A 15,288-nucleotide genomic window follows, 5' to 3' on the forward strand; every position below is an offset into this window, starting at 1 on the left:
GATTTGAACCCGGGCTCTCGTCGGCGGGCGATTTGGGGCACACGGCCCCGCGCCCGCCGTGGTGGGCTATACCATTGCCTGTTAAACTGGCTGTACCCGAACAGCCATGAGCCTGAAACCAACTCCACCGCACGATGCGAAGAACCGCTACCTCAACGACAAGAAGCCCGGCGTCACCAAGAAGACAATCAAGAACTACCGCACCACGACCCGACAGTTCTGTGATTGGCTAGACGAGCAGGGCATCACGGACCTCAACGACCTTGACAGCGAAGTCATCCAGCGGTACAAGGAACACCGCCTGTCGAACGTGAAGGTCATCACGGCCCGACAGGACATGATGACGCTCAAGCAATTCATCGAGTTCTGCGAACACATCCAAGCCGTCCCTCGGGGCATGGCCGACATGGTGCGGATACCCTCGGTCAACGAGGACGACGAGGTTTGTGACGACCTCCTGACCCGGGATGAAGCCGTCGCAATGCTGGACTTCCTCAAGAAGTACGAGTACGCGAGTAACCGCCATGTCACGCTCCTCATTCTCTGGAAAACGGGAATGCGAATGAGCGGGTTACGGGCACTCGACCTCGGTGACTTTGACGAGGCTCGGCCCGCGCTCGAACTCCGCCACCGGCCAACATCGGGAACACCACTCAAGAACAAAGAGAAGAGTGAACGGGATGTTCTACTGACTCCCGAGACGGCTGAGGTAGTCCGTGACTACGTGGAGCAGAACCGGAACGAGGTAAGGGACGAACACAACAGAAAGCCGCTCCTCACGTCCAAGAGTGGCCGCGTCGTGGAAACGACGATTCAACGGTACGTCTACACGGCCACCCGTCCCTGCTACTACAACGGCGGGGAGTGTCCATTTGACCGTGACCCGGACACCTGCGAGGCCATGTCTTGGAATGCCTCTTGCAAGTGCCCGGGGTCAGTTAGTCCCCATGCCCTACGACGGGGGTACGTGACCGCCGCTCGGAACGCGGGACAGCCGAAGGACGTAACTGGAGAGCGCGTGAATATGAGTGGGAAGGTGCTTGACAAGCACTATGATAAGGGAACAAGTGCGGAGAAGGCTGAGAGACGACGAGAACACATTAGGGATATCTAAAAACGGTAAAATACCGTTTTAGTAACGCTAAAATTTGTAACGCTCCTAAAATCTTCGTTGCCCCAACTCGTCTAAGGGGATAACTTCAAGGCAGTCTTCGCATTGCACTTTGTTTTTTGACATCACCTGAAGGCCGTCCTCATATTGTGTTCCGATTCTTCCACCGTGTTTGTAGTCCCATTCGTGGCCACACGCTGGGCACAACTCTGGCACATCGGCATTTTTTTGGTCGTGCCATATTCTCCATCACTGCGGCAACCACCATATAATTAATCATTATGTTATTTCTAAAACCATACTGAGGCGTCATACTTGTGAGATATTCAATAGGATAATCCTATAGCCGAAGTAGCGCACTCCTTTGCCCGAGAAGGAGTGCGGGGCATAGTAAGAAGACCGGTTCCTCAACAGCAAACGCAAATGCAACAACCTTTCAGATTTACAACTGGGATTTCAACCTATGGACTGTTACGAATGTTCTGTTTTGCCTATTTTGCCTCCCACGAGGAAAGCAGTCCTGCACGCCACAACCCCACGCTTATCACAACCGCAAGTATACCACCGAACCCGAGAATGATATAAACTATATCCGGGTCAGCATCTGTTCCGACTAGCCCGGTGACTCCTGCTCGTATGAAATTAATCAGAACTAATGCTATAGTCAAGAGCGCAATTGCGCGGTTTACATCATGTTGGCGTCGGTCTCGGTCATCCTCACGCTCTGTTTGGTATTCTTGCATCTCTCGCTCATGCGCTATCTTGAACCCCTCTGCTGTCAGACCGAATCTTTTCCCACCCCCAGCAGACTCTAACTCACGAGCACAATTTACCGACTGTAGATATCTAAGTGATTCACGGATTTCATTCTCCTCTCGTCCTGTCTTATCAGCAAGGAATTCTATAGTATCTCCTCCACCGGGTACACCCGGTGCACTTCTTACCGTCATGTTAAAAGACTCTGGAGTATCTTCGACGGTATCTTCGTGAATATACTGTTCGTGATTATGCAGTAACCGAAGAATCTCCGCCCAGAGCGGTTCTCTATCATTTTTGGTCATGCTCGTGTATTCTATCCCCTTTATCGCTTACCGCTAGATATAGAGTTCTAACAGGATTCTACTAGTAGATGTTGTCCATTGAACGCGCCGATGGCGTTCTTCCGTATGGAAAGGACTGCTGTTTGGACAAACTGTGGTAAGACCTTAGACCTCTCGAACGATGTCCTCTGCTTGCTTTATTAACCGCTCAACGTCCCGCCTATCAGGCTCTTTCTCGTTTGCATGGGCACAGTCATTACGAATATCAGCGAGATATCCTAGTTGGCTCTTCGTTGTGTCCGTTATTTCGCCTGCATCATACAGAGTTTCAGCAAGAGAGCGTATTCCATCAGAATGCCGGTACTCTAAGTCACGCTCGCTCACTTCACAGAGAGTCAGAAGATGACGCTCAAGGGCTACACCAGTAACCACACCGGCGGCTCTGATATTCCCAGCGTCCCAAAGGTCCTTAGCCTGATACAGTTCCTCGGTGAGAATTTCGTCCGAGATTCCTTTTCGGACTTTCAAGCGTTCTGTTTCCAATTTCGAGGGAATAGATAGAAGAATATTCTTTTGTCGGGAAATGATGCGACGGAGAATACCGCAGTATCGGTCTGCTTTCTTATACTCCATTCCATCAAAATGAAGCAGTTCGTCCATGTCAGAGTATGCTCCTCTAAAGTCAGCCTCCCTTTCTGGTAGATACTCGGAGACCAACGTCAAGCCCCGGTTATACCAGACCTCGTACTGTTCATCAACTTGGTCTACTAGCGCCCAATCCACGCGGTCAGTTTTGATTTTCCCCCCAGAAGTGGAGTTTTGAGCAAGGTCATACAGGGTGCTGTTTATATCCTCTATTTCGGACACTAAACCATCAATCTCATCTCGTAGTTGGTCTGATTTTCCATCAATTTCATTCATTATCGTGACCGAAGAAGTGGACGTCTAAAATGATTTACTCTCTCTTCGGTGCCCCCGAAGGGTGACCGAGCGGGAAAGCATGAGAAAAACGTGGAAAAGAGAGATTTTGTTACAATTGCGGGCAACATCGGGAACCGGACGCCAGCCGAGTTCACTCTACAGCGAAAATCTACTCTACTACGGGCTTACTCGGTGGCCGGTCACCAGTTCCCGGTCACCCGTTACCGTGGAGGTGACCAGTCAGCCTTCAGTCCCCAACTTCACAACTGCCCATGCTGTCAGTTCCTTATAGTATCCGGGACTTCAGCAAATTGCAGTTTGATAAACTAAGGGTGAGTTTAATAGGGGTGAGGGTAGGACAGGTAACGTCGCCGCCAGATACAGAGAACATCCACAATCACAGAACTCGCTCAGAGCGCCATATGGGCGTCTTGACGGGTTTGATTTCTCCGCGAGAGGGATACATCGTTTCAACTCAAGAAACCGTCAGAACCGCTTCTGATTCGTTCTGGCTTCTCGCTAGATTTTACTATACCAGCGACGTGAAGAAGTGCCTGCTATATCCGGATGAACCCCGTTATCTCGCCCTGTATAGCCTCCTTGTACCCGCTATGGTTATCTGTACTGTTACCCGTACTCTGTTACTTCCGGCTGTCCTTCCCGATGTTACCAGTACGGTGTTCACCTACTCTGGTACCAGTAGTTGTTATACAGTATTGTAGGGGGTGGGCACCTTGGACACTTTTGATAATTGAGAACTATTGGTGAGTTTTCTTCTGGTGACCATGGGGTGGGAACTACAAATTTCTGGCCAATTTGATTTGAACTATTCTTCAGATTAGGTAGACACCTCGACAATCAGACAGAAATAGTTGTGGTGACCATGCAATCCGTGATGACCGGTCACCGGGCAACAGCCGATAATGGAGGTCGCGCTTCTTGATTGATACCGAGTCTTCCGGTCGGACTGAATCCGCCAACCACGGTGACCCTGACGCACGTTGTAAAACTACCAAAATTATCGGGCAAAGTAACGTTTGAGGTGGCATTTCCCTATTGGTTGATGTTCTAACCTTACCTCTCCTTCCTGCTGATTTCCGATTGATTGATTGATTGACTGAATTTTCGCTAAACGCGGTACGCTGGAGGGTCATTGCGCGGGCGGGTGTCCTTGGCAAAGGCAGAACACCGGCAAAACCCTCCGCAAGACGGGTGGCATTCCTGATGGTATCCGGGGTAAAAACTATGTGAGAAGGGCGCTGTACTGGAATTACAGCCAGCGCCGCAGGCGCAAGCCTAGGCCGGGATTTGAACCCGGGCTCTCGTCCTTACCAAGGACGCGCTTTACCTCTAAGCTACCCAGGCGCACTCCGCTACTTCGGCGCGTTTCATGGTATGCCCGGAAACCTCTTTAGGCGTTTCGATTCCCGTCGGGGGAGACGGTCAGGGGTCGGTGGCCGAGGGCCGGGGGTCCTCCGCGGGACCGAACTGCCGGGGGTCCGGCGCGTCGGCCACGGCTTCCTCGACCGCGTCGGCGACCGAGTCGGGCGACTCCGGATGGTCGCCGTCGAGCGACTCGGCCAGTTCCGCGGCGTAGGAGAGCAGCGCGTCGGAAGGTTCGGACCCGAACGCGGTCGTGCCCGCCACCACCGCGAGTTCGAACACGTCGGTCTCCAGCGCGTGCGGTGCGGTCGGGCGACCCTGCTGGTCCTCGGTCTCGTCGCGGCCGAACGACTGGACGGTCTCGACCGCCTTGTCGGCGGCCTCGGTCCGCGCGAGCAGCGAGAATCCGCGGGCGACCATCACGTCCGCCGCGAGGATGTCGATGTTGCTGTCGGTGTGTGGCGGGTCGCGGTCCCACGGCGACTCGTCGGCGAGCGCGCGGGTGAGGCGCAGTCCCTCGTAGATGAGTTGGACGCCGGCGGCGCGCTCCTCGACGCCCACGGGACCGCTCCCAGTTGCACGTCCGTCGGTACTGCCCGGTAGCTCCCCCGTTCCGCTCGGTTTCCGGCCTCCGGTCGCACTCGCACCCTCGACGGCCCCCGCGGAGGTGAGGGCCAGTACGCCCGGCACCATCGCGGACTCGTCGAGGAGCGAGTGGATGCGTTCGCGGAGTCGGTCCGGCGCAACGTCTCGAACCGCCTGTCGTCCTGCCTCTCGTGCCCGGACGGCCGCTTCCATTGCGCGACCCTTACGACGGAATCGCCAAAGACCTTTGGAAACCGACTCCGATGTGCGAACGTGACGGGACCGTGATTCGGACGCAGGAGTACGACCGCGTGCGGGTCGTGACGCTCGACAGGCCCGACCGACGCAACGCGCTCACGCCCGACGGACTCGACGCGCTCGAAGCGGCGGTGACCGACGCCGACCAGCCGGTCGTCTACCTCCGCGGCGAGGGACCGGCGTTCTGCGCGGGCGCGGACCTCGACGTGGTGGCCGGACTCGACCGCGAGGCGGCCGAGGCGTTCGCCGAGCGCGGCCAGCGCGTCGCCGACGCCATCGAGGACGCCGACAGCGCGGTCGTCGCTGGCATCGACGGCCCGGCCCGCGGCGGCGGGGTCGAACTCGCGCTGGCCTGCGACCTCCGGGTCGCCACGCCGGAGGCGACCTTCGCGGAACCGGGCGTGAAACTGGGACTGTTCGGCGCGTGGGGCGGAACCGCGCGCCTCCCCCGAATCGTCGGCGAGGGCGAGGCGCTGGACCTCGCGCTCTCGGGTCGGACCGTGGACGCCGAGGCGGCCCGCAGGATGGGACTCGTCTCCCGGGTGGCCGACGACCCCCGGGCGGTCGCCGACGAACTCGCCGCCAACGACCCCGAGACCCTCCGCCTCGTGAAGGAACGCATGCGCGACGACTCACCGCCGGAGGTCCAGCAACGCCGGGAGACGGAGGTCTTCGGTCGCCTCGTGGACCGCCACGCCGACGCCATCGCCGACCGGCGCGAGTAGTGAGCTACCGCCGTCCGTTCTCCCGGCGCGCGCTGGCACGACGCCGCCGTGCGTCGTGCCCATCTGCGCGAGGGAGTCGCCGCCGTCCGGCGGCCGACGAGGCTGGGGAGGCGGGAGGCCTACGGTTGCGGTGCGGTCAGTTGCGGTACTCCGTGGCTCAAGCAGTAGCTAGCTCCCTTCCACTTTCAGCTCTCCTCGACGGTACGGTCAACGGTCTCCCCTCACCCCAAAACCGATTCAAATCAACAGCCCCGACTGCAACACCGCGATGAGTCCGGTCAGCGTCACCACGCTCGCAACCGTACTGGCGAAAATCGCGGTGCTCACGTACTCCGGTCCCGACAACCCCTCGCCGTCGCCCGAATCGTACTCGATGGAGAGAATCAGCGGCGTGACCGCGGCGGGCATCCCGCACTCCAGCACGAATACCCGCGCCACCGCCGGATTCGCCCCGAGACCGAGAACCAGCGCCACTCCCACGCCGACCAGCGGTGCCACGACCAGTTTCAGGCCGTTCGAGACGCCGACCCGCGAGATGGCCGCGCCGTGCTGAGTGTTGGCGAGTTGGATGCCGAGCATCAGCAGCATCACCGGGATGGAGGCGTCGCCGACGAGTTGCAGCGTCTCCATCGCGGCGGTGTCGGCGGCCGGGACGACTCCGGCCCACCGCGCGACCCACGCCGCGACCACGGCGTAGACCAGCGGGAGGCGAAACACCTCGGCGGCGGCCGACCGGAGGTCGGTCGTCTCACCGCGGGACGCCAGATAGACGCCGACGGTGTACATCAGCACCGACTGCCCGCGATGTAGAGGACCGCCGTCGAGCGGCCGACCGCGCCGAACGCGAACGCCGACAGGGGGATGCCGTAGTTGCCCGCGTTCGGGAACGACGACGAGAGGACCAGCGCGCCCAGTACGGGTTCGGACTCGCCGAGAAGTCGGCCGACCCCCTCCGCCAGCGCGACCATCACCAGCGTGAACAGACCGACACCGGCGAGCAACTTCGCGGCCAGTCCGCTCGAAATCTCGGAGGTGGCGAGACTGTGGAAGATGAGCGCGGGCGTCAGGACGTAGATGGTGACGGTCCCCAGCGCGTCTACGTCCACTTCGCGGACTTTCCCGAGCAGGAAGCCGACCGCCGCGACGGAGAGGACCGGAAGGATGGCCGTCCCGAGCGCAGAGACGAGTGACACGTCTCGGACGGTGACGGTTCGTCGTTACAAAGGTGTCGGAGGCGGCTAAGTGCGGTGGTTTTCTCCGGGTGTCGGTTCGCGCTCTCCCGGTATCTGTGTCCGATTCTCCCGCTCGGTAACCGTCCCTCGTCGCCGAGACGGGCCGCAGGAGACGCCGCTATCGAGTGTCGAAACACCGACAGAACGGAGGCAACTCGGCGGCGACGGGAGCGCTCACTCCTCGCCCGGCGGATTCAAATCCCGCTGGAACTCGTCGAAGACCTCCATGTCCTCGGGCAGGTCGTACTCGATGCGCCGGGATTCCTTGTCGGTCTCGACGTCGGCGTCGAGGGGTTCGGCGACCTCCTCCCATCCGGGCTTGACCTTGATACTCTTGGCCGGTTGTCCGGCCGCGATGTGGTGGGCGGGCACGTCGCTCTGGACGACCGACTTCGCGGCGACGATGGCGTTCTCGCCGACTCGCACGCCCGCGCGGACCATCGAGTCGTAGGTGACCCGAACGTCGTCCTCGATGACGGTGTGGTAGTTTCGCACCTCGGTCTGGTCCACCACGTCGTGGTCGTGGGTGTAGACGTGCGCGGAGTCGGAGACGGAGACCCGGTCGCCGAGGGTCAACTCCCCGCGGTCGTCCAGATGCACGTCGTCGTGGACGACCACGTTGTCGCCGACGGTGATGTTGTGACCGTAGGTGAACGTGATGCCCTTGAAAAAGCGGCAGTCGTCGCCGCACTCCGCGAAGAGGTGGTCGGCGAGCATCCGGCGGAACCGGAGCGCGAACTCCACGTTGTCGGCCATCGGCGTGGCGTCGAACTGCCGCCAGAGCCACTGGAGGTGCTTGGACTGCTGGAACTTCTCCTCGTCCTTCTCGGCGTAGTACTCGCTCTCGAGGGTCGCGTTACACGGGTCGTAGCTCTGGAGGCGAATCTCCTCGGCGGGCGAGACGCGCTCGCCGTTCTGCCACCGCTCGTAGGCCTCCCTGTCTCCGTGGAGGTCCACCAGCACCTGCTCGACCACCTCGCAGGTGTCCTCGTCGCTCGCTAGCCGCGTGTCTACCTCGGCGATGAACTCTTCGAGTGAGGCCTCCATCTCGTCGGAGAGGGATACGTGTCGTTTGGTCATACAGGGTCCTCCGTCGCTTATATTTCGAATGCTACTCGTCCTGACTTGATGGGGGTTTTGGTTGTGGTGGGAACCGCCGGGACCGACCGGCGCGCTCGCGGCGGAAACTGGCCGACGACCCCGCGGGGCAGTCTCGAGCGGTTCAGGCCAGGAAGACGTGTCGCGGCCGGTCGGCCAGCACGTCGCGGCCCCAATCGACGGTGTCGGCGAAGTCGTCGCTCCGGAAGAACGCCATGGCGTCGTCCTTGGACTCCCACTGACTGGCGATGAACATGTCGTTCTCGTCCTCGCGGTTGGCCAGCAGGTCGGTCTCGAGGTGGCCGTCCATCTCTCCGAGCAGGCCGCCGACCGTCTCGAACTTCTCCACGAAGTCCTCGCGGTGTTCGGGCTTGACGGTGTAGAACATCCCCATCGTGCCGAACCCGCTTTCTTCTCCCGCGCGGGCGACGATGCCCGGCAGGTCCGAGAGGAACCCGCCCGCGGTGTCGGCCGCGCTCTGGGTCTCCCAGATGCTCACGACTGCCGAGCGGCCGCCGTGCGGGTTCTCGTACACGGCGGTCTTGACGTGCGTATCGTAGTGGTCGAAGTTCTTCCGGAGACCGTCCACCTCCTCGAAGAGTTCGTCGGGGTCGGCCTCGGAGTAGAGGACCATCGCGTACACGTCCTCGCCGTGGGGTTGGCCCGCGTAGATGTCGAGGTCTTCGAGTTCGCCGCGGATACTACCGGCGTCGTCCTCGGCGGTCGAGTCGTCTCCGTGGTGGTGGTCGCTGTCACCGCCGTGGTGACCGCCCGACTCGCCCGAACCGTGGTGCCCTTCGCCGTCCCCGTGGCCGTGATGGTTCTCGGACTCGCCGTGGCCGTGTCCGCCCTCGCCGTGGGGATGGCCGGATTCGCCCGCCCCTTCCTCGGCGGGGACTGCCTCACCGGCCATGAACTGGGGGAGGTCCTCCGGCGGGAACTGGCGGCCGAAGTAGAACGGCCCGAACTCGGCGTACTTGGAACTGCTCTCGTCGAACCGGAGTTCGTACAGCAGGTCCTTGATGTCGGTCGGGTCGTTGCTGAACAGGTCCACGCCCCACTCGAAGTCGTCGAAGCCGATGGACCCGGAGATGACCTGCGACACCTGTCCGGCGTAGGTCTTGCCGATTTCGCCGTGGGTGTCCATCATGTCGGCGCGCTCGTCGAACGGCAGGTCGTACCAGTTCTCCCCCGGTTCGCGGCGCTTGTCCATCGGATAGAAGCAGACGAACTCGCTGTCGGGAATCTGGGGGTAGAGTTTGCTCTCGGCGTAGCGTGCAAGTCCCGTGTCCTCGATTTCCTCGGGCGGTTTCGTCATCTCCTCGGAGGTGTACCCGCCGACCTCCGTCACCGAGACGTAGGAGTTACTCTGCTCGGTGTACTCGGCGAACGCGGTGTCCTCGAACGCGCGCTCGGCGGTGTCGAGGTCGGCCATCGTCGGCCGGAAGTGGAGGACCAGCAGGTCGGCCTTGTGGCCGAGCATCGAGAAGATGGCCGAGGAACCGTCCTCGGCGTCGGTCACGTCCACGCGCTCGCGCAGGAACGAGACGCCATCTTCGAGCGCGGCCTCGCGCTCTCGCTCGGGGGCGGCGCGCCACGCGTCCCAGTCGATGGTCTGAAAGTCGTGTAGCGCGTACCAACCCTCGTTCGTCGCAGGGGGTTCTCTCGTCATGCGTGGACGTTGTGAGCGCCCGACCAAGGATGTTTTGAGTTTGTCTGCCGGTGGCGGTCCAACTCGGGCACCGTTCGCGTCTTCTCGTCAAATAACGATACGGACGAGCGTTCCGAGAAGCGAACCCATGAACAGCAGCCAGATACCCATCGCGACTCCGGTTGCCGTCTTTCCCCCAAAACGTCGCGGCATTCGGACTGCGAGTGCCTCTGTGCCCGTGCGGATTAAGTGCCCGCCGTCCAGCGGAATCGAGGGGAGACAGTTGAACAGTCCGAGCGCGAGATTGACGCTACCAACCCAGAAGAGCGCCGTCACGACTGTTTCTCCACTGGAAGCAGAGAGAAGAGCACCGCGAATCAGCCACAGCGCGACGAGCGAAGAAACTCCGACGACAAGATTGATAGCCACGCCGACTGCGAGAATACGGAGGCGAGCGGGGTAGCCTGAGTTCTGCCGGTTCTCGGCGTCAATCTCGACGAATCCACCGACCGGTATCGGTCCGAGCAGCCACACGCCGGACGAGGCGATATCGATTCCTTCGACCCGGCAGAGGACTGCATGGCCGAGTTCGTGGACGACGAGCGCGACGAGAAAGCCGAACGCGACCAAGTGGGGTGTCTGGCGCACGTCTCGGATAACCGCAGTGGCAAGTACAGATACGAACGTGTCGCCGTTTCTTGGTTTCGGAGTCGGGTGGACCCCCGTCGCCAGCAGAACCAGCGAGAGGAGGACTCCAGTCATCGCGAGGAACGCGAGGACCACGCCGATGTTTGCGAAGAATCGCCAGTGTAGTCGTCTGGTCGCCAGTCGGTCGAAGATATCGCCGAATCGGTTACTCGATACGGCGACGAACGGTCCCATCACCGACGTCGATTCTGGAAGCGTCCAGTACCGTCGTATTAGTTCGAGCAGTGCCCAATAGGCGACGACACCGACGGCCACAAACCACCAGTTCATTAGCGACGGCAATACGCTCGACCAGTAAATTAGTTTTGTTTAAGTGACTAATAGAGCACTACAACCAACTATTTTAGAATATCACATAAAATACGCTAGAGCGGATGTAAACCGCTCCGAAATTACGTCGTGTTTATGAGTTTATGCACGACACTTGCCGCTGTAGGAGTCCGAAACGTCGTCGCAGTTCGGCGGGTCCGGACTCGGAAGCGGCGGGACGCTGAAGAGAGTCCCGAATTCGAATGCGATAGTCTCCGTCGTTTCGGATTCGTCGGATTCTGTCACCTTCATATATTACTCCAGTTTCCTATATTTACTATTCCCATATAAGAGTAACTATTCATAAACTCACGATATGTATTGGGGAAATAAATAACAGATTCGTATGGTATTGAATAATAACAAATAAATGCAGGTGCTTTGTACGATAGGCTCATATGAGGAGTTCTCCCGCGATACGCGTCGAGAACCTACGAAAGGAGTACGAAACGGAACACGGTTCTATCACGGCGGTCGACGATGTCTCGTTCGACATCGAATCGGGGTCGGTGGTCGGGTTGCTCGGTCCGAACGGTGCGGGGAAAACGACGACCATAAAATGCCTCCTCGGACTCGTGAAACCTACCGCAGGCCAGATAGAAGTCGAAGGTGAGAACGTCCGAGACAACCAACGCGCGACGTATCAGCACGTGACGTCGATGCTCGAAGGCGCACGGAACATCTACTGGCGGCTCACCGTCATGGAAAACATCGCGTACTTCCTCCGGCATCAAGGTATCAAACCGGCCGATGTCAGCGACTACGTGACCGACCTCCTCGAAGCGTTCGACATAGAACAGAAAGCCGACGAACCGGTTCGGAAACTCTCCCGCGGAATGAAGCAGAAAGCCGCGCTCGTCTGTGCCCTCGCACAGCAGACGCCGGTAGTGGTACTCGACGAACCGACACTGGGACTCGACGTTACGACCGCTTCCACGCTCCGCACGGAACTCAGACGACTCGTTGACGAGGAAAACAGGACAGTTCTGCTCAGTAGCCACGACATGGACTCGATTCAGGAGCTGTGTGACCGCGTGATTATCATGAGCGAGGGACAGATTCTCGCCGAGGAGCGCATCGAAGACTTGCTCGACATGTTCCGGACACAGGCCTACGTATTTCTCGTCGAGAACGGACCGTCCGAGGAGACGCGGCGGACTCTCGAATCCCGCTACCAAGTGAACGAGTGGAGAGAGCGTGGTAAGTACGTCGAGTTCGAGGCGGTTTGTCGGGACCCCGACGACCTGTACGACTTGATGGAGATACTGCGAGCAGACTCGGTGACGGTCGTCTCGAGTCAGAACAAGTCGCCCGACTTGGAGGAAGCGTTCGTGGAAATCGTCGACAACGAACGGTCGGCTACAACACCGGGTAGCAAGCAACCTGCGACGGTGAACACGGGGAACGGACAGTGATGAGGCACGCCGCGCTGTACCTTCGAGCCTCGTTGACGAAGTCCGTCATCCTGCTTCGACGGTACTGGTTCAACACTGTGAGTCAACTCGTCGTGACTTACGTGATGTTCCTCCTTCTCGTGTTCGGCGGGCGTTCGATTGCGCCGAGTGTAATCCAAGAGTCGCTCGGCGGAATTATCGTCGGCTACTTCCTCTGGAGCACGGCGGTCAGTTCGTATCGAACGCCGTCTTCGAGCCTGATAGGGGAGGCCCGTCAGGGGACGCTCGAACAACTTTCGCTGTCTCCGCTGGGTATCGGTCGAGTCGTACTTCTCAAGACAGTTGCGAGCCTTCTCGTCAGCGTCTCTCTATCGATGGTCATCCTCCTCTCCCTGTTGGCAATCACGGGCGAGAATCTCTCTCTCGACTTCGTCGCAATCGTCCCGATACTCCTGCTGTCGATACTGTCTATCCTCGGAGTCGGATTCGCACTCGGGGGACTCGCACTGCTGTACAAGCGCATTTCGAGTGCGCTCCAGATTGTGCAGTATCTCATGATTGGACTCGTCGCGGCACCCGTCGAGTCGAATCCCGCGCTCAAACTCCTCCCGCTCTCGCTCGGGAGCAAACTCCTTCGAGACGTCATGACCCGTGGCGTCGGTCTCTTCGAGATTCCGACCGTCGATTTCGCACTCCTCGTCGCTACGGGTGTCTTCTACTTCGGCGCGGGCTACCTCGCACTCTACTGGTTCAAAGAACGTGCGCGTGACAGAGGCGCGATGGGACACTACTAGAATCATTACAGGTCTGGTATTTCCCATTCGGATAAATATAAATGCGACTCGTCAGAACATCGATTCGATGAAAATATCGGGAGAAGCCGAGGAGTTATCGGAGCTTCGGCGACAGGTTTACAACCGAAAACGGTCGTTGAGCGATGAACCGTTCGTCACCACGTTCCGGCAGAGAACCTTCGACTCACCCGACCTCGCCGGCGTCTTCCACGAGAACACGAAGACCGACCGCCAGTGGCAACGCCGAACCCGAAAGAATAGCAACGAACTGAAAGGCCAGCTTCACGCCGCGGCTGCGGAAGTAGACCCGGACTACCCCGGCCAAGAGTTGCTCCCGCTTCCGGACGACGTGTCACTCGATGCCGATATCGGGACGGTGCTTCAACGGCGGCGGAGCGTCCGCTCGCACGCGCCCAGTCCCGTCTCTCGTCGTGACCTCGCGCGCGTTCTCCGCTATGGCGCAGGGGTATCGACCATCGACGAGGGGAAGCGAAAGCGGACGTATCCGTCACCCGGTGCCCTCTATCCGACGGAAATATACGTTGCCGCGTTACGAACGGACGACATCGACGAGGGTCTCTACTACTACAACGCGAGGCGCCACGCCCTCCGAGTACTCCGCCGCGACGACCCCGAGGAGATTCGGCGAGACGTCCTCGGCGGCTTTCGCTCCGGGAAGACGAACGACGCCCGGTCGTTCGACGACGTGCCGTTAGTCGTCCTTCTTACGGGGTCCTTCTGGCGCGTGAAGTTCAAGTACGGTCCCCGAGGCTATCGGTACGTCCTTCAGGAGAGCGGTCACTTGGCCCAGAATCTGCTTCTGGCTGCGGAAGCCGATGGTCTCGTCGGGTTCCCCTACTCTGCGTTCGACGACGAACACATGAACGACCTGCTCAACGTCGATGGCGTGAACGAAGCTACGCTCTATACGGTTCTCCTCGGACACGAAGCCGGAGGGGTGCGAGATGAGTGACGAACCGCCGCAGAGACGCTCGATGTACCCGACTATCGACCCGGCTATCGTCCCCGTGAGAGTCACTCCCGACAAGGTTCACTTCCGTGCGGGACCGTGGAGCGGGCCAGTGTTCACACTGGAGGACGAACAGCGAGAAGCAAAACTCGCCGACCTCGTTGGGATGCTCGACGGGACCAACTCCGTGGCAGACATCCTCGACGAGTTCGAGGGCGACGAGGCTGCGGTTCGGCACGTTTTGGACCGCCTTCAGCGCAAACAGATACTCGATAGCCGGAGCGCCCCCGAGGACGAACCCCGGGAAATCGATTCGGGATTCGTCTCGGAAGGAGACCTCTCCTCGGTCGATGCCGACCGAGTCGCGGTCGTCGCTACGGGCGGACTCGGTCGAATCGTCGTGGGAGACCTGTTGGACACTGCAGTTGGCACTATCGAAGTCGTCGACGAGGAGTCGGGCAACCGTACGCAGGCGGAACTGACGGCGGACCGCGTCGAACGAGCGTCGCGCTCGGAACTCCCTCGAATCGTAGAGGAGGCAGACGTCGCCGTACTGGTGACCGACCGACCAGCACCCGAATTGTTCGCAGAGGTCAACCGACTGGCCCACGAGTTCGACACCCCGTACGTGTCCGGACAGACGTGCGGATTCGACGGACTGGTTGGACCGACCGTAATCCCCGGCGAGACGAGTTGCTACGAGTGTTTCGAGGAGCGGCGCGACGCGAACCTCCCGTCGAGTAGTGAGTACCACGCCTTCGAGCAGACTGTCGGTAAAACCGCCGACTCTCCGGGTCCCAGCGTCGCGGCGTTCGACCACGTCGTCGCCGGACTCGTGACGACGGAGGTGCTGAATTTCTTGGTTCGCGACGTCGCGTTCCTCGCTGGCCGAGTCGTTCGCTACGACTTCGCGGAATTGGCAGTTGAGACGAACGAGGTACTCCGGATGCCTCGTTGTCCGGTCTGTGCCTCCGGGACCGACTCGGCGGACGTCGACCGCGTCTTCACGCTCGATACGCTTCTCGAAGACGTGAACCGAGGTGGTGACGATTAAAATCACAAGCCCCGGGTCGGACCCCACGCGGTTTCACGCCGACCAGTTGCTCGGC

The 15,288-nt window shown here is 59.8% G+C and carries 12 protein-coding genes, 1 tRNA gene and 1 pseudogene; 6 read left to right on the plus strand and 8 right to left on the minus strand.

Going from position 1 to position 15,288, the window contains the following annotated elements; genetic code table 11:
• Window positions 1-106 precede the first annotated feature (106 nt).
• Window positions 107-1,114 (plus strand): tyrosine-type recombinase/integrase, encoded by a 1,008-nt coding sequence (locus FXF75_RS01850; protein ID WP_163519858.1) that lies wholly within the window; start codon window positions 107-109, stop codon window positions 1,112-1,114.
• A gap of 488 nt (window positions 1,115-1,602) precedes the next feature.
• Here the strand turns inward: FXF75_RS01850 and FXF75_RS01855 are convergent, their stop codons facing one another.
• The 4 genes from FXF75_RS01855 to FXF75_RS01870 all read right to left on the minus strand — a co-directional run bounded on the left by FXF75_RS01855 (window position 1,603) and on the right by FXF75_RS01870 (window position 5,253).
• On the minus strand, window positions 1,603-2,172 hold the full coding sequence (locus FXF75_RS01855) for a hypothetical protein (protein WP_163519859.1): 570 nt from the start codon (window positions 2,170-2,172) through the stop codon (window positions 1,603-1,605).
• Between the two features lie 144 nt (window positions 2,173-2,316).
• On the minus strand, window positions 2,317-3,072 hold the full coding sequence (locus FXF75_RS01860; RefSeq protein ID WP_163519860.1) for a DUF4145 domain-containing protein: 756 nt from the start codon (window positions 3,070-3,072) through the stop codon (window positions 2,317-2,319).
• 1,293 nt (window positions 3,073-4,365) lie between these two features.
• Window positions 4,366-4,437 (minus strand) — tRNA-Thr (locus FXF75_RS01865).
• Between the two features lie 78 nt (window positions 4,438-4,515).
• The gene (locus FXF75_RS01870) at window positions 4,516-5,253 is read right to left on the minus strand and encodes a hypothetical protein (RefSeq protein WP_205427121.1); all 738 of its coding nucleotides are present in this window, start codon (window positions 5,251-5,253) and stop codon (window positions 4,516-4,518) included.
• A 50-nt stretch (window positions 5,254-5,303) separates the two neighbouring features.
• Here FXF75_RS01870 and FXF75_RS01875 point away from each other — a divergent pair, with 50 nt between their 5' ends.
• Window positions 5,304-6,023, plus strand: coding sequence for an enoyl-CoA hydratase/isomerase family protein (locus FXF75_RS01875; RefSeq protein WP_205427123.1), 720 nt, complete (start codon window positions 5,304-5,306; stop codon window positions 6,021-6,023).
• A gap of 237 nt (window positions 6,024-6,260) precedes the next feature.
• Here FXF75_RS01875 and FXF75_RS01880 read toward each other — a convergent pair.
• From FXF75_RS01880 to FXF75_RS01895, 4 genes and pseudogenes are all read right to left on the minus strand, one after another.
• A pseudogene (locus tag FXF75_RS01880) lies at window positions 6,261-7,216 on the minus strand (AEC family transporter).
• Window positions 7,217-7,429: 213 nt separating this feature from the next.
• Window positions 7,430-8,335, minus strand: coding sequence for an acyltransferase (locus FXF75_RS01885; protein WP_163519861.1), 906 nt, complete (start codon window positions 8,333-8,335; stop codon window positions 7,430-7,432).
• Window positions 8,336-8,477: 142 nt separating this feature from the next.
• Window positions 8,478-10,025 (minus strand): heme-binding protein, encoded by a 1,548-nt coding sequence (locus FXF75_RS01890; protein ID WP_163519862.1) that lies wholly within the window; start codon window positions 10,023-10,025, stop codon window positions 8,478-8,480.
• A gap of 87 nt (window positions 10,026-10,112) precedes the next feature.
• Window positions 10,113-10,787, minus strand: coding sequence for a site-2 protease family protein (locus FXF75_RS01895; protein ID WP_163519863.1), 675 nt, complete (start codon window positions 10,785-10,787; stop codon window positions 10,113-10,115).
• Between the two features lie 632 nt (window positions 10,788-11,419).
• On the opposite strand from FXF75_RS01895, the gene FXF75_RS01900 reads away from it, so the two are divergent.
• The 4 genes from FXF75_RS01900 to FXF75_RS01915 are packed head-to-tail and all read left to right on the plus strand — an operon-like array spanning window position 11,420 to window position 15,233.
• A complete protein-coding gene (locus tag FXF75_RS01900) occupies window positions 11,420-12,436 on the plus strand; it encodes an ABC transporter ATP-binding protein (RefSeq protein WP_163519864.1) in 1,017 nt (338 codons plus the stop codon).
• Window positions 12,433-13,209, plus strand: coding sequence for an ABC transporter permease (locus FXF75_RS01905; RefSeq protein WP_163519865.1), 777 nt, complete (start codon window positions 12,433-12,435; stop codon window positions 13,207-13,209). Before FXF75_RS01900 ends, FXF75_RS01905 begins: the two co-directional genes overlap by 4 nt.
• Window positions 13,175-14,182, plus strand: a complete 1,008-nt coding sequence (locus FXF75_RS01910; RefSeq protein ID WP_163519866.1) for a SagB/ThcOx family dehydrogenase — start codon at window positions 13,175-13,177, stop codon at window positions 14,180-14,182. Before FXF75_RS01905 ends, FXF75_RS01910 begins: the two co-directional genes overlap by 35 nt.
• Entirely contained in the window at window positions 14,175-15,233 is a 1,059-nt protein-coding gene (locus FXF75_RS01915) for a TOMM precursor leader peptide-binding protein (protein WP_163519867.1), read from the plus strand. The genes FXF75_RS01910 and FXF75_RS01915 overlap by 8 nt, the downstream gene beginning before the upstream one ends.
• Window positions 15,234-15,288 lie beyond the last annotated feature (55 nt).

The organism is Halorussus sp. MSC15.2, assembly GCF_010747475.1.
Taxonomy (GTDB): domain Archaea; phylum Halobacteriota; class Halobacteria; order Halobacteriales; family Haladaptataceae; genus Halorussus.